Origin of the sequence: Falsiphaeobacter marinintestinus (assembly GCF_007923355.1) — a bacterium.
Lineage (GTDB): Bacteria > Pseudomonadota > Alphaproteobacteria > Rhodobacterales > Rhodobacteraceae > Phaeobacter_A > Phaeobacter_A marinintestinus.
This window is the reverse complement of the sequence record NZ_VOGO01000003.1, coordinates 66,429-83,882: the sequence shown is the minus strand read 5'-3', so window position 1 is coordinate 83,882 and position 17,454 is coordinate 66,429. Positions and strand designations below refer to the sequence as shown.

Genomic DNA, 17,454 nt, shown 5'->3' with positions numbered 1-17,454 from the left:
AATCACCGCCTCACAAGGGCCTTTTCAAAGTCCGTGCGAAACAAGCCCCACCGCAACCCTCGGCTGCGTTGCGTTCTGATCAACACCAGCACCGTCAGACACAGCAGTAACGCCTCGGCAACTGGTCCTGCCGCCCAGATACCCGGCTCGCCCAGACTGACGGCCAACCCAAATGTCAGTGGAATCACAAACAGATAGGGTTTGGTCAGCCCCAGCAACGCGGCCAAGGGCGCATCTCCGATGGCCTGAAAATGTGTCGCAATCATCATTAACGGTCCGGCGATGAAAAACAGCGTCAGAATGATCGGCAGAATGCGTGCGACCTCATCAATGACAGTCGGATTATCGACAAACATCGCACCGATCTGCGGCGCCCAAACCGTCAACGCAAATTGAACAATGCCGCAATAGATCAGCGCCGCCGTCAGGCCGATGCGCAGGCTGATGTTCGACCTCTGCCACCCCTCAGCGCCATAATTGTTCCCGGTGATGGTCTGCATGGCGTGCGACAACCCCAACAGGGGCAAGAATCCAAACGTCAGCACGCGGGTGATGATCCCATAGGCCGAAATCGTGTATTCGAACTCGGGCGTTCGAACCCATTGCAACGTTGCCATGACCACCGCCGACCCCAGCGCCAGACCGATGAAATTCAGGCTTTGCGGTGCCCCAAGCGCCAGAATGCCGCGCCAGTCAGAGGTCAGACGGTGCTGCAAAACGGTAACGGGCCGCAACACTGTGGTCCCGTTCAACCTAAACCCCAGAATGATCGCAAACGCCAAAGCCTGAGCCAGCGCCGTGCCATAGGCCGATCCGGCGACTCCCATCTCAAACACGCCAATCAAGACATAGTTGAACCCGATATTGGCGACCGACGCCAAAAGGCTCATCGCGGCCATGAATCCGATCCGGCCTTCGTTGCGCAACGCGTCGGAATTGACCGACAGGATGAACACAAGCGGGGTGCAAAAGATGGTAATCCGCAGATATGTCAGCCCCATGGCCGCCAACGCGTCAGACCCGCCTGCGGCCAGATGCACAACATGCTCGCCAATCGCCAGAAACCCGACGATCAACAGGCCAGCCGCCGCCAGCGCCAGCCCATGCGCCCCGGCAAACACAGCGCCCGCCTCTTCTGTCCGGTTGCCACCCAGATGGCGGGCCAGCAGACTGGACATGCCGCCCGATACCAGCGTCGCCAGCGACACGATCAGCATATAAATCGGGAACATCAGGGTCACAGCCGCCAAAGCCTCGGGGCCCACGAAATGCCCCAGAAACAAAGCATCAGCCACGGATAACAGCCCGCTCATCCCCATGACGAAAATGATAGGCAAGGCGGTTTTCAGATAAATCGGGCCAAGCGGCCCCGTCAGAAACGTATTGGTTGGTGAAACGGTCATACTTCAAGCTCCCAGGTCACAAGGATCGCGCAAGAAGTGGAAAGGGCCCGCATTGCAATCCGCGCGACAAGCGAGGAAGACAAGAAATTTCTGTAAGCAGATCTTTACCGGGGCCATATGGCCAGCGGGCGGCGGGCGTCTGTACCCTGCCCCCTGGCTAGATCAATCTCGAAAAAGCGTCAAGACCGAACAATACCATCAGATCAACGTAAACCCATCCATGTCCGCGAGCCGCTCAAGATCCTGCTGATACCGCAGGCTTAACGCCTTGGCTTCGGTATCCGTAAATTCAGCAAAGCCCAGATTTCGGGTATCGCCTGCCATATCTTCCAACAGCTTGCGTCGATCCCAGCGCGACATGTCTTCGCCGGTTTCATAACGTTTCTGCAAGGCGATCATCGCCGCATCCGTTCCCCGCACGTTCAGCGTGCGTTCGGGTTCAATCAGCTGATCAACGGGCAGATCCGGCACCAGCAGGCTTAAAAGTTTGCGGCTTTCGCCCCGGTTCTCGTACCGGACCACGGTCAGGTGGCGCGGCTGCAACACGGATCGGATCGCCGTCACAAGCTCTGGCCAGCCGCGATCCATCGCCAGATAATGTGGCACCGCGTCGCGGAAATTACCCACCTTGCGGTCAACCGCCCGCTGGCGAAAGCAGGACACGTAAAGCGGGCCATAGTCGCGCACGACGATCAACGCATGTTCAGGCGTGGTCTCAAGCGCGGTATTTAGCGTGCGAAACCGTTTTTCAGCCGCCGGATAAAACTGGCCCTGCTGAAAGTGAAACAACCCGCCGATGATATTTTCTTCTGATATCACAATTGGATGCGTCGGATAATTCATAGGATCGCGTGCGACCTGACGGCGAATGCGCGGCAGGAACTCTTCGATTTCCTTGTGACGCGGCTGCGGCAGACGCAAAGACAACTGGCCCGATGACACCCCGTCGCGCGATGGAAACCCTTCCCGATATCCGGCGGCGCGGATCACGTCGCGATTCACATCCAGACACAACTGGAACGAGCTTGTCCCGGTGCGATGCGCCCCGATATGAACATGAACCTTGTTTGACATTTACGCACGACCCCGGGTTTTCGGCACCTTTCCTCACCCCCTGAAGAAACGCAATGTCAAAGGCCATTCGAATCCGCTATCCAGACACCAAATGCCAGAACGGAAGCGCGCCATGACCCCTCGCAAGATTATCATCGACACCGATCCCGGTCAGGACGACGCCGTCGCTATACTGCTGGCTCTGGCCAGCCCGGAAGACATCGACGTTCTGGGCATCACCGCAGTTGCCGGCAACGTGCCGCTCCCGCTGACGTCGAAAAACGCCCGCATCGTCTGCGAACTGGCCGGGCGACCCGATGTCCCGGTCTATGCCGGATGCGACCGTCCACTGGGGCGCGCATTGGTCACGGCTGAACATGTGCATGGTAAAACCGGATTGAACGGGCCTGTGCTGCCCGATCCTGTCATGCCCCTGCAACAGGACCACGCGGTTGATTTCATCATCGACACCGTTCGTCGCGAGGATTCAGGTGCCGTGACGCTCTGCCCGCTTGGCCCGCTCACCAACATCGCAATGGCCTTTGAAAAAGCCCCCGATATCATGGACCGCGTGGCCGAGATCGTTCTGATGGGGGGTGCCTATTTTGAGGTTGGGAACATCACGCCGACAGCCGAATTTAACATCTATGTTGACCCACAAGCCGCTGATATTGTGTTTAAGTCAGGCGTCGAAGTTACTGTCATGCCGCTGGATGTCACGCACAAGGCGCTGGTGACCAAGCCACGCAATGATAGGTTCCGCGCCCTTGGCACGCCGGTTGGCATCGCCGTGGCGGAAATGACGGATTTCTTTGAACGGTTCGACAAGGAAAAATACGGCTCCACCGGTGCGCCGCTGCATGACCCTTGCGTGATCGCCTATCTGCTCCGGCCCGATCTGTTCACCGGGCGCCATGTGAATGTCGAAATCGAAACCCGGTCCGACCTGACCCTTGGCATGACCGTCGCTGACTGGTGGCGCGTCACCGACCGCGCGCCAAACGCGATGTTCATGGGCGATGTCGATGCCGACGGATTCTTTGACCTTCTGACCGACCGGCTGGGCCGGTTATGAGCACTGCATTGCACCTTGCGCGCCCCGAAGATCTTGACCGGGTTCTGGCCCTTGTCACCGCTTTTCATGCCGAAGAAGGCTTGGTCAGCACCGATGAAGACCGACGCGCCGCCCTCATCCCCCTGCTCGAAGGCATTCCCCACGGCTGCATCTACCTGATCGGCCCGGCCCGTGCGCCGCTGGGCTATGTCATCGTCACCTTCGGTTGGTCGGTCGAATTCGGCGGCATGGACGGGTTTATCGACGAGATTTTCATACGGCGTGCCGTGCGGGGCCGCGGCATTGCCGGCAACGTCTTGTTCGAATTGCCCAAGGCGCTGGCGGCCGCGGGCCTGAAAGCCCTGCACCTTGAGGTCGATCGCGATAACGACCCTGCGAAACGGTTGTATGAACGGGCCAAGTTCAAGCCGCGCGAACGCTATATACTGATGTCGAAAAAGCTTTGACTCGGGTTCAGGATCCAGACCCAAGCTGCTGTGCCAAATCGATAAAATCGCCCGCGACCAAATCCCAGTCGGCTTCCGGCTCAAGATCAATCGCCTGACCAGGCCCATGCTCGGTCGGTCGCGGAACAAATGCGGTTTTCAGCCCGGCCGCCCGGGCGGCGTGCAGGTCGTTATTATGCGCCGCGACCATCACAACGGCCTCGGGCGGCAGACGCAAGGCCGCGCAGCTTGCCAGGTAAACCGCAGGCTGCGGTTTGTAATCCTGTGCCAACTCGGCCCCCAGGATACAGTCCCACGGCAACCCGCCATAGCGCGCCAGTCGGGTCATCAACCCGATAGATCCGTTTGAGCAAGACGCAATAATCATCTGATGTTTCAGGTTTTTCAGCCCCTCAACCACATCCGGCCACGGATCCAGCCGCTCCCAAGCTTGGTTCAGGCCGGTCGGATCAGGCACATCGACACCAAACGCGGCAGCCACCCGATCAAGGTTTTCAAGATGCAGATCATCCAGTGGCACATAACCCCGCGCGCCATCCCGGATACGGGCCATCGCCGGATCATATTCATCCCGCCAAGCGTCGGCAAACGAGGGCGCATCGACCTGTGGCAGTATTGCCCTGACATCCCGCGCAACGGATGATCGCCAGTCGACACAGGTTCCGAAGACGTCGAAAATGGCAGCCTTGATCATGGCCGGGCTCCTTGCCTCAGGGTCCCGGCCAATCTAGCGAGGTTTTGTCAGACAGCCAGCCGGATTTCCGGCCGGCCTGCAAAACCTCAGCCTTTCAGGATCGACCGACCCGCGTATTCGGCAATTTCGCCCAACGCTTCTTCGATGCGGATCAGCTGGTTGTACTTGGCCAACCTGTCCGACCGCGCCAGCGATCCGGTTTTGATCTGACCGCAATTGGTCGCCACGGCGAGGTCGGCAATCGTCGCGTCCTCGGTTTCGCCCGAGCGGTGCGACATCACGTTGGTATACCGCGCGCGGTGGGCCATATCGACGGCTTTCAGCGTTTCGGTCAGCGTGCCGATCTGGTTCACCTTGACCAGCATCGAATTGGCGCAGCCACGCTCGATCCCTTCGGCCAGACGCACCGGGTTGGTCACGAACAGATCGTCGCCAACCAGCTGCACCTTGTCGCCCAGAACGTCCGTCAGAGCTTTCCAGCCGTCCCAGTCATCTTCCGACATGCCGTCTTCGATCGAGATGATCGGATAGTCGTTCACAAGCGCTTCAAGATAGGCGACGTTTTCATCCGAAGACAGAGTTTTGCTTTCACCGGACAGGACGTATTTGCCGTCCTTATAGTATTCCGTCGCCGCGCAATCGAGCGCGAGATAGATTTCCTCGCCCGGCTTGTATCCTGCCTTTTCAATCGATTTCAGCACAAAATCAAGCGCTTCTCGGGTCGAGGCGATGTTGGGGGCAAACCCGCCTTCGTCGCCGATCCCAGTCGACAGGCCCGCTGCCGACAGCTCTTTTTTCAGGGTGTGGAACACTTCGGACCCCATGCGAACCGCGTCGCGGATGTTGTCCGCAGCGACCGGCATGATCATGAATTCCTGAATGTCGATCGGGTTGTCGGCGTGTTCGCCGCCGTTGATGATGTTCATCATCGGCACTGGCAGAACCCGGGCCGATGTGCCGCCAACATAGCGAAACAGCGGCTGGGTGGTGAAATCAGCGGCCGCCTTGGCCACCGCCATCGACACGCCCAGAATCGCGTTCGCACCCAGACGGCCCTTGTTGTCGGTCCCGTCCAGTTCGATCATCGCATTGTCCAGCGCAACCTGCTCGGTTGCGTCAAACCCGACCAGCTCTTCGGCAATCTCGCCGTTTACGGCTGCAACCGCTTCCAGCACGCCTTTGCCCAGGTACCGGCTTTTGTCGCCATCCCGCTTTTCAACGGCCTCATACGCGCCCGTCGATGCGCCCGATGGCACGGCAGCGCGGCCCATGGTGCCGTCTTCCAGCATAACGTCGACTTCGACGGTCGGGTTGCCCCGGCTGTCCAGAATTTCGCGTGCGTGAATGTCGATGATCGTGCTCATGGTGCGTATCCCTTGATCTACGGATTTGGGGCAATGGTTGTGCGCCTCATAACGCCCGCGGCGCGCAAGGAAAAGGGGCGCTCAGGCCGCAGCGCGATGTTTACGCTCACGCCAGACCGTATAGATGCCCGATGCGACGATAATGGCCGCCCCAAGCAGCATCACCCCGTCGGGCCGTTCGCCAAAAATGACGACGCCGACGATCAGCGCAAAGATCATCCGCGAATAGCGAAACGGCGTGACAAACGAAACCTCGCCCACCCGCATCGCCGCCACGATGGCGTAATAGGCCAACGCCCCCAGAGCCACTGTCATCAGCGCCATGCCCCACAGCGCCGGCGTCGGGGCGACATAGGTTTGCGGGCTGAGAACTGACAAGATCCCCGCCGCCGGGATCAGCATCAAAAAGGCCAGGAAGCTCAGCTGAAACGACGAAATGTCGCCCGGCACCCGCCGGGTCACCACATCGCGCCCGCCCAGACAGACAACGGCAAGCACCGCGAACAGCAAATTGGCGTCAAACTGTGTGTCCCAGGGCCGGATCACCAGCAACACGCCAAAAAATCCGACCCAGATCGCGCTCCACCGCCGCCAGCCCACCGGCTCGCCCAGAAACACCGCCGCCCCCAGCGTCACAACCAAGGGTGTCGCCTGCAACACGGCCGAAGCCGAGGATATCGGCGTCAGCGCAATGGCCGTGACAAACCCCATCGTGCCGATCAACTCACCCAGGTTGCGCAGTACCACCGCTTTGGCCAGATAGGCCCGGGTGAACAACGGCTGTCCGCGCAGCCGCGTGGCCACGGCAAACACCATTGCCCCACCTGCCCCCAGATATCCGATGATCTGCCAGGTCGGCAAAGCACCGGCCATCATCTTGATGATCATATCCTCGATGGCAAAGCCCAGCATGGCCAGGGTCATCAGGGCAGCACCGCGCAGGTTTTCCATTGGGGGTCCGTCAATAAGGGCTGTCGCCGCCCATGTCAGACCGATGCCGAGTCGGCAAGGGTCGGCCCCCGGTATGAAATCCCGGTTTGACACCAATCAAAGCACCGGGTCGTGCGTCTGTTAGCAAGTGGTAACCCCATGAAACCGGAGCCAATCATGCCGATGCGTTTGCTTTTGCCCCTAGGTCTGCTGGCCTGCACGTTGATGGCACTTTTGCTCAGCCTGACGCCGCTTCGGGCAGAGGTCCGCGACCAGGTCACGGCTTATGTGTTCTGGCAGGAAGGATGCCCATTTTGCAAACAGGCCCGCGCCGCCCTTGACGACATGGCCCGGACCAACCCTGCGCTACGCCTGAACACCGTAGAATTGGGCATATCCGCGCAAAACAATGCCCTGTTCGCCGCCGCCGTGGACCACTTCCAGATTGAAACCCCTGCCGTTCCGCTGGTGGTGATCGGAGATCAACACGCACTGGGCTTCTCCGGCGATGGCCGCAGCGTCGCCCGCTATGCCCGGATGATCGCTGAATGTCGCGCGGGTCCCTGCCCCGATTTCACGACGACGGTGCCCAATGGGGCACCCCAAATACAGCCCCCGGCACAGCCCTCGGTAAACGACATTCCCGACGCCGTATCGGTGCCGATCCTTGGCGATGTCGATCTGCACGGGTTGTCCCTGCCGCTTGTGACCATCGTTCTGGCCGGGGTCGACGGGTTCAACCCCTGTGCAATGTGGGTTCTGGCCCTGCTGATCGGTCTGCTTCTGGGGGTCCGGGATACGCGCCGGATGTGGACACTGGGCGCGGTGTTCCTGCTGGCCACCGGAGCGATGTACTTTGCGGTGATGGCGGCCTGGCTGAATGTTGTCCTGTGGATTGGCGCCGTCGCCTGGCTGCGCATCGCCATCGGGCTGCTGGCAATCGGTGCTGGCATTTACTACCTGCGCGACTATTGGACCAACCCCGAAGGGATCTGTCGTGTGACCCCGTCCGGGAACCGAAAAACCATCTCGGATGCGTTCCGGCATATGGTCGAACAACCCAGCCTGCTGGTCGCAGCGTTGGGAGTCGCGATGCTGGCCATTGGTGTGAACCTGATCGAACTGGTCTGTTCCGCCGGAATTCCTGCGGTTTTTACGCAGGTTCTGGCCATGCATGACCTAAGCCCGGCCCAGCATTACGGATATATCCTGCTCTACCTCGTGGTGTTTCTTCTGGATGACGCGGTGTTGTTTGTCATCGCCATGCTGACGCTCAGATCGGCGGTGACGACCGGGCGCTATTCCCGCGCTGCGCATCTGATCGGCGGCGTGGTTCTGCTGGTGCTGGGCGCAGTCATGGTACTGCGGCCAGATCTGCTCGCCTGACCCGCAACACGCGCAAGAAAATTCGTCGAATTTTCTCAAACGGCAGCGACTCGGGCAGATGTCAGCGCCGCTTTCGGATCGGGACCCCATAAAGCTCCAGCTTGTGTCCGCGCAACTCATAGCCCAGCTTGGCGGCGATGCGTTCCTGAAGCGCTTCGATCTCGGAATCAACAAACTCGATCACCTCGCCCGAATTCAGATCGATCAGGTGATCATGATGGTCGCGTTCCGCATCTTCATAGCGCGCCCGGCCATCGCCGAACTCCAGCCGCTCCAGAATGCCGGCCTCTTCGAACAGCTTGACGGTGCGATACACGGTTGCAATTGAAATCCCGGCGTCCCGCGCACTGGCCCGAGCATAAAGTTCTTCCACATCCGGATGATCATCGCTTTCTTCCAGAACCGCCGCAATGATGCGGCGCTGGCCTGTCATGCGCAGACCCTTGGCCTCGCAGCGTGAGATGATCGTATCTGGCATGACGTCCCCAGTCCCGGTTTGGGTTACCGGTTTAGCGGGAGTTTCTGGCTTCGGCTACCGGGTTTTTTGCCTCAGCTTTCGGCGGGTGCAATATCCGCCCAGACCGGCAGATGATCCGATGCAATATGCGCCGGGCGGGTGCTGTGCACCCCATGATCTAACGCCACCAGACCGGCACCCAGGGCAATCCGGTCCAGCGGCCCCATTGGTTGTGGTGACGGGAAACTGGGCCGCGGCGGCAGAAACCGCAGCCTCGGGGCCAGCCGGTCCAGAATCGGTTGCGCCGACCATTCGTTGAAATCCCCGGCCCAGACCGTGGGTAGATCCGGCCAGCGCGCCATTTCATCGGCAAGATGTTTGACCTGCTTGTGGCGATGCGCTGAAAACAGCCCCAGATGCATACCCACCACGCGCAGCGGCCCCATCCCGGTTTCAAACGTCACCCGCACCGCGCCACGTGGTTCCAGCCCGGGCAGACGTATATGCCCAAGTTCAGCCAGCCGGATATCGGACCGGCGCCAGATCACGGCATTGCCATGCCAGCCCAAAGACCCGGCCCCGCCCAGATTGGCCGCCTGCCACCCGGCTTCTTCGATCACGAAATGCGGCAAGGCGGCAGGGCGTGGCGGCAGACGTTTGTCGGCCTCCTGCAACACCACGATATCGGCGTTCAGATCGTTCAGCACATTCAGGATGCGCCTTGGCTGGCGGCGCAGGTCAAGACCGACGCATTTCTGAATGTTATAGCTGGCGATGCGCAGCTGTTCGGTTGGCAATGTGCCCAGGGTCATGGTGTTCGCTCCGTGTGCCCCTTTCTGACCAAACTGTCCGGGATCAGCAAGGCGACTGTTTGCGCCACCCCTTGACTTGTTCACCATCTGCCCATCCCTTGTGCAGATGGAAGAAAAACGCGCCATGGACGCAAGCGGCACGGCGATCATGATCGCCTTTGCCGCGATGCTGGCCTTCAACCAGGTTGTCATAAAAGTCACCGGAGGCGGGTTCGGCCCGGTGTTTCAGGCCGGTTTGCGGTCGGCCTTTGGGCTGGTGGTGCTGCTGATCTGGATGCGGGCGCGCAACGTGCCGCTGTCGCTGCCGCGCAATATCATCGGCTGGGGCATATTGGGCGGTGTCCTGTTCGCCATCGAGTTCCTGTTTCTGTACATCGCCATCGACCTTACCGCTGTCTCGCGCGCGTCGATCATGCTCTATTCCATGCCTGTCTGGCTGGGCCTTGCTGCCCATGTCTGGCTTCCCGGCGAACGGCTGAACGCCATTCGCTGGACCGGTCTGATGCTGGCCATGGGTGGTGTGATTCTGGCCCTGCTTGACCGAAGCGCAGCAGGGGGCAATCTGCTTGGCGATGTGCTGGCCTTGCTGGCCGCCTTCTGCTGGGCCGGAATCGCTCTGGTCGTGCGCATGACCCCCCTGTCAAAGTCGGCCCCCGAAGTGCAGCTTTGGTTCCAGCTTGTCGTGTCGGCCCCCGTCCTTTTGATCCTGTCACCGTTTTTCGGAGATTTTATACGCGACCTTGCGCCAATCCATTTCGCAGGCCTCGCGTTTCAGGCAATCTGCATTGCCAGCCTGGGCTTTCTGTTGTGGTTCTGGCTGATGTCGGTTTATCGCGCCAGTTCAGTTGCGTCTTTCAGTTTCCTGTCCCCGGTTTTGGCCGTTGTCTTTGGCTGGCTATTGCTTGGCGAATCAATTGGCCTTCAGGTCTGGATTGCATTGGGGCTGGTCGCGATCGGGGTCGTTCTTATCAATCGCAAATGACCCTTCAAGGTCCGAGCGCCATATTTTCCGCCCAAACCACACCTTCATTAAATGGTTTACCTTCAGCGTGTTATCCGATAACATTTGCACGTTATTGATTACGTATTGGATCAAAGCAAATTTAAATCTGTCGATGATGCGCAATATTGCAGCGGGTCAATCGGCGTAAATAAGCGCTATTAGAAGGAACGATTGAATGACAATTTTCACACGTGTATTCACCGCAACTCTGGCCCTCGCCGCATTTGCAACCACAGTTCACGCCGGACCCAAAGCAATGACCTGGGTGGTCAAAGGCCGTCAGGAAATTACCAACAATGGCGTGGTAAACCCCGCCGGCAACCCAGAATGGATTATTGTGGGCGCTGACACCACAACAGACGCCTATGCTGGCGACACCGCCGACAATCAAAGCCGCCGCATCCTGTGCTTCATCCCCGGCAGCGCCCCCGAACCGCAGGCCAGCACCTCTGGAAACATTGTCCGGAACGCTTATCAAGACCATTTCAATGGCCAGTATGACGCCTTTTATCACGCCTGGTCGGGTGGTCAGATCGGCCTGTCCGAGCCCTACAGCGGCACCCAATTGACTTCGCTGGCCACGGCCGACCAATTTTGTGCCACAGATGTCGATCCCAATGCGCGCATGCTGGAACATCACGACAATGGTGTCGGCGGCTGGAACGTCGGTGGCAGTATCGCACCTGGTACAAAGGCCCTTCTGCAATTGAGGAAAGCCGACAACTACCATGACGCGTCCAATACGCCGGGAAGCCGTTTCTGGGTGCACATCAACGACCAGCCTGCGAATCTCTGGGACTGATCCCAACTTGATCCCAAGCAAATGGCGGCGCACCTGCGTCGCCATTTGTTGTTACGCCACTACGTCCCGCAGAACGTCGCAGGCACAACTTCATCCACAGTTGGCGGCCGCGACAGATCCGCGTTCTCGGGCTGATCGTCAAAGGGGCGCGCCAAGACCGCGTTCAAACGGTCAAACAGCGCATAGTCGTCCTTAACAGCAGCCGAGATCATCTGCTCGATCCGGTGATTTCGCGGAATGAACGCAGGGTTCGCCGCCTCGATCCGCGCACGAACACCGGTCTGATCCCCCAACCGCGCCGCCCACTCTGCCTCCCACGCATCAAACGCCGCCGGATCGGTGAACTGATCCCGCGCGCGCGGCGTCGCCAGTGCCCGGAAGGTATTGGTAAAATCGGCCTGGTTTTCGGCCATCCGCACCATCAGACTGGTGATCAGCTCCATGTCCGCCTCATGGGGCTCCGCCAATCCCAGCTTGCCCCGGAACAGATCCAACCAATGCCCCTGAATGATCCCGGGCATTGCATGCACAATTTCGGTCGCCTCTTCCACGGCGGCGTCCTTGTCGTCCATCTGCCCGATCAGCGCCGTCGCCAGTTGCGCAAGGTTCCACACCGCAATGTCGGGCTGGTTCGCATACGCATACCGCCCGCCCCGATCGATCGAGCTGAACACCGTCTGCGGGTGATACACATCCAGAAACGCACAGGGCCCATAATCGATGGTCTCACCCGAAATCGCGCAATTGTCCGTATTCATCACCCCGTGAATGAACCCCACGCTCATCCACCGCGCAATCAGGTCCGCCTGCGCATCACGCACCGCTGTCAGCAACCCCATCGGCCCCACGGCCTGTGGGTAATGGCGCTGAATCGCATAGTCGGTCAGCTGCGTCAGGCTGCGCACATCGCCCCGCGCGGCAAATATCTGAAACGTCCCCACCCGCAAATGGCTGGCCGCCACCCGGGTCAGCACCGCCCCCGGCAAAGCCTGTTCGCGATACACCGGCTCCCCGGTTTCAACCGCCGCCAGCGCGCGCGTCGTCGGAATACCAAGCGCGTGCATCGCCTCGGACACCACATATTCGCGCAGCACCGGCCCCAGCCACGCCCGGCCATCGCCGCCGCGTGAATACGGCGTACGTCCGGCCCCCTTCAGCTGGATATCGCGGCGTTTCCCATCCGCACCAATGGTTTCGCCCAGCAAAACCGCGCGCCCGTCGCCCAACTGCGGATTATAGTTGCCAAACTGGTGCCCCGCATACAGCTGCGCCAGCGGCTCGGCCCCCTCGGGCACCTGATTCCCGGCAAAGACCTGCGCCATTTCCAGCGTCTCACCCGGCGTAATCTGCAAAAGCGCGGCCAGATCATCATTGAAAGCCACCAAACGCGGTTCTTTCACGGGGGATGGCGCCTGGGCCGAGAAAAACACCGGCGGCAGACGGGCGAAACTGTTGTCGAAGGGGATCAATAAGGTCATGCGCAGAATTTATGGCATTCCACCAAGATTGCCATAGCTGACCCGGCCCGGACCTGTATTAATGCCCCCATGACACCAGATCAGATCATCGCCCACCTTGACCTTGAACAGCACCCCGAAGGCGGCTGGTTCAAACAAACCTGGATCGCCGACAATACAGGCCGCGCCACCGGGACCTGCATTTATTTCCTGCTCAAAGCGGGCGAATCCAGCCATTGGCACAAGGTCGATGCGACCGAAATCTGGCTCTATCATTCCGGCGCGCCGCTGATCCTGTCGATCAGCCCGGATGACACAGGCCCCGCCACCGACCACCTTCTGACCCCTGATCTCAGCCAGGGTGCACCGCAACTGATCGTGCCCGAACACCACTGGCAAGCCGCCCGCAGCACCGGAGACTTCACGCTGGTCAGCTGCACGGTCTCGCCCGGGTTCCAGTTTGACGGCTTCGTGCTGGCCGCCCCCGGGTTCGACATCCCGCGCGGATAAACACCGCTTGCCAAGGCGCGATCCCACCGACAGGCTCAGGTGATGAGCCATATCGACCTGCTGAAATCCCTGCCGCCCAAGGCAAAAGCCGATCTGACTGAACGCTCAGACCGCGCCGGTCTGCGCCACCTTGCACTGCACCTCGGCGCGATCGCGCTGACAACGGCCGGGATCATCGCCCAGATCCCGCTCTGGCCGCTGCTGCTCATCCCCCAAGGCATCCTGCTGGTGTTCCTGTTCACGCTCAGCCACGAATGCACGCATCAGACGCCGTTCCGCACCCGCTGGCTGAACGATCTTGTGGGCCACGCCATCGCGCCCATTCTGGTGTTGCCCTTTATCTGGTTTCGCTACTTCCACCTGGCGCATCACCGGTTCACCAACGACCCCAGGCGTGACCCCGAACTGGAACACGGGCCCCGCCCCGAAACCCGGGCGCACTGGCTGATCTATCTCAGCGGCTGGGGATACTGGCGCGGCATGGCGCGCACGCTTTGGCAAAACGCCTTCGGCACGATCTCGGCGCCCTACCTGCCGCCGTCGCGCCACCGCGCCATGCGAACCGAGGCGCGCGTCATCCTTGCGCTCTACGCGCTGGCCCTGCTCAGTCTGCTGGCCACACCGATTCTGCTGATCCTCTGGCTCCTGCCGGTGCTGATCGCGCAGCCGTTTCTCAGGCTCTACCTGCTCGCCGAACACGGGCTCTGCCCGCCCGTGGCCGACATGCTGGAAAACTCCCGCACCACCTTCACAACCCGGCTGATCCGCGCGCTGGCCTGGAACATGCCCTATCACGCCGAACATCACAGTTACCCAAACGTGCCGTTCCACAAACTGCCCGCCTTTCACGCCTGGACGGCCTCGCATCTCAAATCGACGTCTGACGGCTATACGGCGTTCACCACGGACTATGTGCGACAGTTACGCAGATAACGCCCGGCCCCCCTTCTTCTCTTTCAAAATACTCCGGGGGGGTCGCCCGCAGGGCGATGGGGGCAGCGCCCCCTAATCGTCCACCGTGCTGACGATCCCGCCGCCCACCAGGGCCGGAACCCCGGTCGTGGCCGGGCCCGAGGTCGGCAATCCCCGCGCCACCCGTACCGCAAGATAGGCAAAAGCCTGCGCCTCCAGCATGTCCCCGTCCAACCCGACGGATTCGACTGGCTCGACCGGGCATTCCAGCGACACGCTCAGCATCTGCATCAACACGGGATTATGCCGCCCGCCCCCGGTAACCAGAATGCGCGAGGGCGGCACCGGACAATGTTCGATCCCCTGCGCCACGGCGGCGGCACACATACCAGTCAATGTCGCCACGGCATCGGCATCCGACAATTCGCCCACCAACTCGATCATCTCGGCAAAATCGTTCCGGTCCAATGACTTCGGCGGCATGCGTGCGAAATAAGGTTCCGCCAGAAACAACTCCAACGCCCCGGTTTCAACTTCGCCTTTGGCTGCCAACTGGCCGCCCTCGTCCATCTCCAGCCCCAACCGCGCCTGCATCAGATCGTTGATCGGAGCGTTCGCAGGCCCTGTGTCAAACGCCAGCAAGGCCCCAGCCTCCTCGGGCCGTTCCCTGGATGGGTCGACAAAAGTCACATTCCCAACCCCACCAAGGTTCAGAAACACCACCGGTGCTTCCGCCCCGATCCACTTGGCGCAGGCAAAATGGAAAAACGGCGCCAACGGCGCGCCTTCGCCGCCCATCGACACATCGTCGGATCGGAAATCCCAGACCACCGGCACCTGCAAGGCGTCAGCCAAAGCCGCCCCGTCGCCCACCTGAAACGTCCCGCGCCCGCGCGGCTCATGCGCCAGTGTCTGGCCATGAAACCCGACCAGTTCAACGCCCGTGAACCCGGCCAAAGCATCGACGTGGGCTGCATCCACAACCCGACCCGCCGCCTCGGCGGCCGCCCCGGTCCAGACCCCCAAAGCGTCCCGTAAAACTGCGCGTTCGGCGTCAGAATACGCCCTGTATCCGACCTCACCAAAGCCGATGATCCGGTGCCCGTCCGTGTCGACAACCGCCGCATCGACCCCGTCCAGCGACGTCCCACTCATCGCGCCCAGTGCCCTGACGGGGCCTGTGCCCCTTATGGCCCGTGTCATGACCTCTATCCTTTGCTCAAACTGCCCGCGCAATTGGGCGAAAACCTGTTTCCACCCAGCCCAATGCGCTCTATACACTGCCCCGCAATTCCAACCCGAGGCAAGCCATGACCTACCATCCCAAATCCGATTTCATCGCGGTGATGATGGAGCGCGGATTTCTCGCCGACTGCACTGACTATCAGGGCCTCGACGACGCGCTCTTGCAAGGGGCCCGCCCGGGCTATATCGGCTTTGATGCCACGGCGAAATCGCTGCATGTCGGCTCGCTGATCCAGATCATGATGCTGCGCTGGTTGCAAAAAACCGGCCACAAACCGATCACCCTGATGGGCGGTGGCACCACCAAGGTCGGCGACCCATCATTCCGCGCCGATGAACGCCCGCTGCTGACGCCCGCCCAAATCGACAACAACATCGCCGGTATCAAAAAGGTATTCTCGGCCTATGTCGACTACAACGACAGCCCCACCGGCGCGCTGATGATCAACAACGCCGAATGGCTGGACGACCTGAATTACCTCGATTTCCTGCGCGACATCGGGCGCCATTTCAGCGTCAACCGCATGCTGGCCTTTGAATCGGTGAAATCCCGGCTCGACCGCGAACAATCGCTGTCGTTTCTTGAATTTAACTACATGATTCTGCAGGCCTATGACTTCCTCGAACTCAACCGCCGCTATGGCTGCATCCTGCAGATGGGCGGATCGGATCAATGGGGCAACATCGTCAACGGCATCGACCTGACCCGCCGGGTGCTTGATCACGAGATCTTTGGCCTGACCTCGCCATTGCTGACCACCAGCGACGGGAAGAAAATGGGCAAAAGCCTGTCCGGCGCGGTCTGGCTGAACCCCGACATGCTGTCGCCTTACGAGTTCTGGCAATTCTGGCGCAACACCACCGATGCCGACGTGGGCCGGTTCCTGAAACTCTATACCGAACTGCCCGTCGACGAATGTGACCGCCTTGGCGCGCTGGCCGGGGCCGAGATCAACGAATCCAAGATTCGCCTCGCCAACGAGGTCACCGCCCTGCTGCACGGGGCCGAGGCTGCATCCGCCGCCGAAGCCACCGCGCGCGAGGTCTTTGAAAAAGGCGGCATTGGCGATGACCTGCCCACGCTCACGCTCTCAGCCGATGATCTGCCGGTGTCGGTCATCCAACTGATCGTCAAATCCGGCCTCGCCAAATCGGGGAAAGAGGCCAAACGCCTGATCGCCGAAAACGGCGCCAAGATCGACGACGCCCCCCTGACCGAAAGCGGCCTGATGATCGACGCCGCCGCCCTGTCCTCGCCCATCAAACTCAGCGCTGGCAAAAAACGCCACGCACTGGTGCAACTGGACGGCTAAACGACTGCGGTCTGCGCTGCGGGACAGCGCAGACCAACTTCGCAAACACGCGAATGGCGGCTCTAAGTCGCCGAACTTAGATGGAAATCAGGTGTAGGCTCCTGACGAATAGGTTAACTCGTACGAGTGGCTGTAGATCTCGAAGACAATGCCAAAGGGATCTTCCACATAGACCATACGATACGGTTTTTCGTCGGGATAATAGTAACGGATCGGCATTCTCTGCTTTCCACCAGCGCTCACGATCTTTTCGACCAACCCTTCGACATCCGGGTCCTGAATGCAGAAATGAAACGTTCCGTTTCGACGGAAATCGATGTTGTTGTCAGGCGCATAATTCCCATCGAATTCAAAGATCTCGATGCCGACCCGGTCTGCTGTTGCAAGATGAGCGATGCGGAGTTTTTTCCACTCCGGTCCAAAAACATCTGTGCACATAGTTCCGATGTCACTTTTGTCCTCTGTCACGTCGGTTGGAGGCATGATGACGTAAAAGCCCAAAACTTCTGAGTAAAATTTTACGGCGGCATCCACATCCGGCACAGAAAGCCCGATATGGGAAAAACTTCTTGGGTGTTGTGGCATGGAGTCT

At 60.2% G+C, this 17,454-nt stretch carries 18 protein-coding genes; 8 read left to right on the top strand and 10 right to left on the bottom strand.

Going from position 1 to position 17,454, the window contains the following annotated elements; all coding sequences use genetic code 11:
• Positions 1–2: 2 nt before the first annotated feature.
• Both FOY56_RS07620 and FOY56_RS07615 read right to left on the bottom strand, forming a co-directional pair.
• Entirely contained in the window at positions 3–1,403 is a 1,401-nt protein-coding gene (locus tag FOY56_RS07620; RefSeq protein ID WP_146345247.1) for an MATE family efflux transporter, read from the bottom strand.
• Between the two features lie 198 nt (positions 1,404–1,601).
• Positions 1,602–2,477, bottom strand: a complete 876-nt coding sequence (locus FOY56_RS07615) for a hypothetical protein (RefSeq protein WP_146345246.1) — start codon at positions 2,475–2,477, stop codon at positions 1,602–1,604.
• A 112-nt stretch (positions 2,478–2,589) separates the two neighbouring features.
• Between FOY56_RS07615 and FOY56_RS07610 the strand changes: the two genes are divergently transcribed.
• Both FOY56_RS07610 and FOY56_RS07605 read left to right on the top strand, forming a co-directional pair.
• On the top strand, positions 2,590–3,531 hold the full coding sequence (locus FOY56_RS07610) for a nucleoside hydrolase (protein WP_146345245.1): 942 nt from the start codon (positions 2,590–2,592) through the stop codon (positions 3,529–3,531).
• Entirely contained in the window at positions 3,528–3,977 is a 450-nt protein-coding gene (locus tag FOY56_RS07605) for a GNAT family N-acetyltransferase (RefSeq protein ID WP_146345244.1), read from the top strand. Before FOY56_RS07610 ends, FOY56_RS07605 begins: the two co-directional genes overlap by 4 nt.
• 7 nt (positions 3,978–3,984) lie before the next feature.
• Here FOY56_RS07605 and FOY56_RS07600 read toward each other — a convergent pair whose 3' ends face one another.
• From FOY56_RS07600 to FOY56_RS07590, 3 genes are all read right to left on the bottom strand, one after another.
• A complete protein-coding gene (locus tag FOY56_RS07600) occupies positions 3,985–4,671 on the bottom strand; it encodes a haloacid dehalogenase type II (RefSeq protein WP_146345243.1) in 687 nt (228 codons plus the stop codon).
• A gap of 86 nt (positions 4,672–4,757) precedes the next feature.
• Positions 4,758–6,035 (bottom strand): phosphopyruvate hydratase, encoded by a 1,278-nt coding sequence (gene eno / locus FOY56_RS07595; RefSeq protein WP_146345242.1) that lies wholly within the window; start codon positions 6,033–6,035, stop codon positions 4,758–4,760.
• 81 nt (positions 6,036–6,116) lie between these two features.
• Positions 6,117–6,986 (bottom strand): DMT family transporter, encoded by an 870-nt coding sequence (locus tag FOY56_RS07590; RefSeq protein WP_146345241.1) that lies wholly within the window; start codon positions 6,984–6,986, stop codon positions 6,117–6,119.
• Between the two features lie 156 nt (positions 6,987–7,142).
• Here FOY56_RS07590 and FOY56_RS07585 point away from each other — a divergent pair, with 156 nt between their 5' ends.
• The gene (locus tag FOY56_RS07585; protein ID WP_146345240.1) at positions 7,143–8,351 is read left to right on the top strand and encodes a glutaredoxin family protein; all 1,209 of its coding nucleotides are present in this window, start codon (positions 7,143–7,145) and stop codon (positions 8,349–8,351) included.
• 61 nt (positions 8,352–8,412) lie between these two features.
• Here FOY56_RS07585 and FOY56_RS07580 read toward each other — a convergent pair whose 3' ends face one another.
• Together FOY56_RS07580 and FOY56_RS07575 are read right to left on the bottom strand one after the other, a co-directional pair.
• Positions 8,413–8,829, bottom strand: coding sequence for a Fur family transcriptional regulator (locus FOY56_RS07580; RefSeq protein ID WP_146345239.1), 417 nt, complete (start codon positions 8,827–8,829; stop codon positions 8,413–8,415).
• Positions 8,830–8,900: 71 nt separating this feature from the next.
• Positions 8,901–9,620 carry an endonuclease/exonuclease/phosphatase family protein gene (locus tag FOY56_RS07575; protein ID WP_146345238.1) on the bottom strand — a complete coding sequence of 240 codons (720 nt, stop codon included), beginning with the start codon at positions 9,618–9,620 and terminating at the stop codon, positions 8,901–8,903.
• 124 nt (positions 9,621–9,744) lie between these two features.
• On the opposite strand from FOY56_RS07575, the gene FOY56_RS07570 reads away from it, so the two are divergent.
• On the top strand, positions 9,745–10,602 hold the full coding sequence (locus FOY56_RS07570; RefSeq protein WP_246139437.1) for a DMT family transporter: 858 nt from the start codon (positions 9,745–9,747) through the stop codon (positions 10,600–10,602).
• A gap of 277 nt (positions 10,603–10,879) precedes the next feature.
• Positions 10,880–11,425 carry a hypothetical protein gene (locus FOY56_RS07565; protein WP_146345236.1) on the top strand — a complete coding sequence of 182 codons (546 nt, stop codon included), beginning with the start codon at positions 10,880–10,882 and terminating at the stop codon, positions 11,423–11,425.
• 59 nt (positions 11,426–11,484) lie between these two features.
• Here FOY56_RS07565 and FOY56_RS07560 read toward each other — a convergent pair whose 3' ends face one another.
• A complete protein-coding gene (locus FOY56_RS07560; RefSeq protein WP_146345235.1) occupies positions 11,485–12,903 on the bottom strand; it encodes a protein adenylyltransferase SelO in 1,419 nt (472 codons plus the stop codon).
• A 69-nt stretch (positions 12,904–12,972) separates the two neighbouring features.
• Between FOY56_RS07560 and FOY56_RS07555 the strand changes: the two genes are divergently transcribed.
• A complete protein-coding gene (locus tag FOY56_RS07555) occupies positions 12,973–13,392 on the top strand; it encodes a cupin domain-containing protein (protein WP_146345234.1) in 420 nt (139 codons plus the stop codon).
• A gap of 42 nt (positions 13,393–13,434) precedes the next feature.
• Positions 13,435–14,325 carry a fatty acid desaturase gene (locus FOY56_RS07550; RefSeq protein ID WP_146345233.1) on the top strand — a complete coding sequence of 297 codons (891 nt, stop codon included), beginning with the start codon at positions 13,435–13,437 and terminating at the stop codon, positions 14,323–14,325.
• Between the two features lie 72 nt (positions 14,326–14,397).
• Here the strand turns inward: FOY56_RS07550 and FOY56_RS07545 are convergent, their stop codons facing one another.
• Entirely contained in the window at positions 14,398–15,507 is a 1,110-nt protein-coding gene (locus FOY56_RS07545) for an anhydro-N-acetylmuramic acid kinase (protein ID WP_146345232.1), read from the bottom strand.
• A 107-nt stretch (positions 15,508–15,614) separates the two neighbouring features.
• Between FOY56_RS07545 and tyrS the strand changes: the two genes are divergently transcribed.
• Positions 15,615–16,862, top strand: coding sequence for a tyrosine--tRNA ligase (gene tyrS / locus FOY56_RS07540; protein WP_146345231.1), 1,248 nt, complete (start codon positions 15,615–15,617; stop codon positions 16,860–16,862).
• Positions 16,863–16,949: 87 nt separating this feature from the next.
• Here the strand turns inward: tyrS and FOY56_RS07535 are convergent, their stop codons facing one another.
• Complete coding sequence (locus tag FOY56_RS07535; RefSeq protein WP_146345230.1) at positions 16,950–17,447, bottom strand: lactoylglutathione lyase family protein; 498 nt, start codon at positions 17,445–17,447, stop codon at positions 16,950–16,952.
• Positions 17,448–17,454 lie beyond the last annotated feature (7 nt).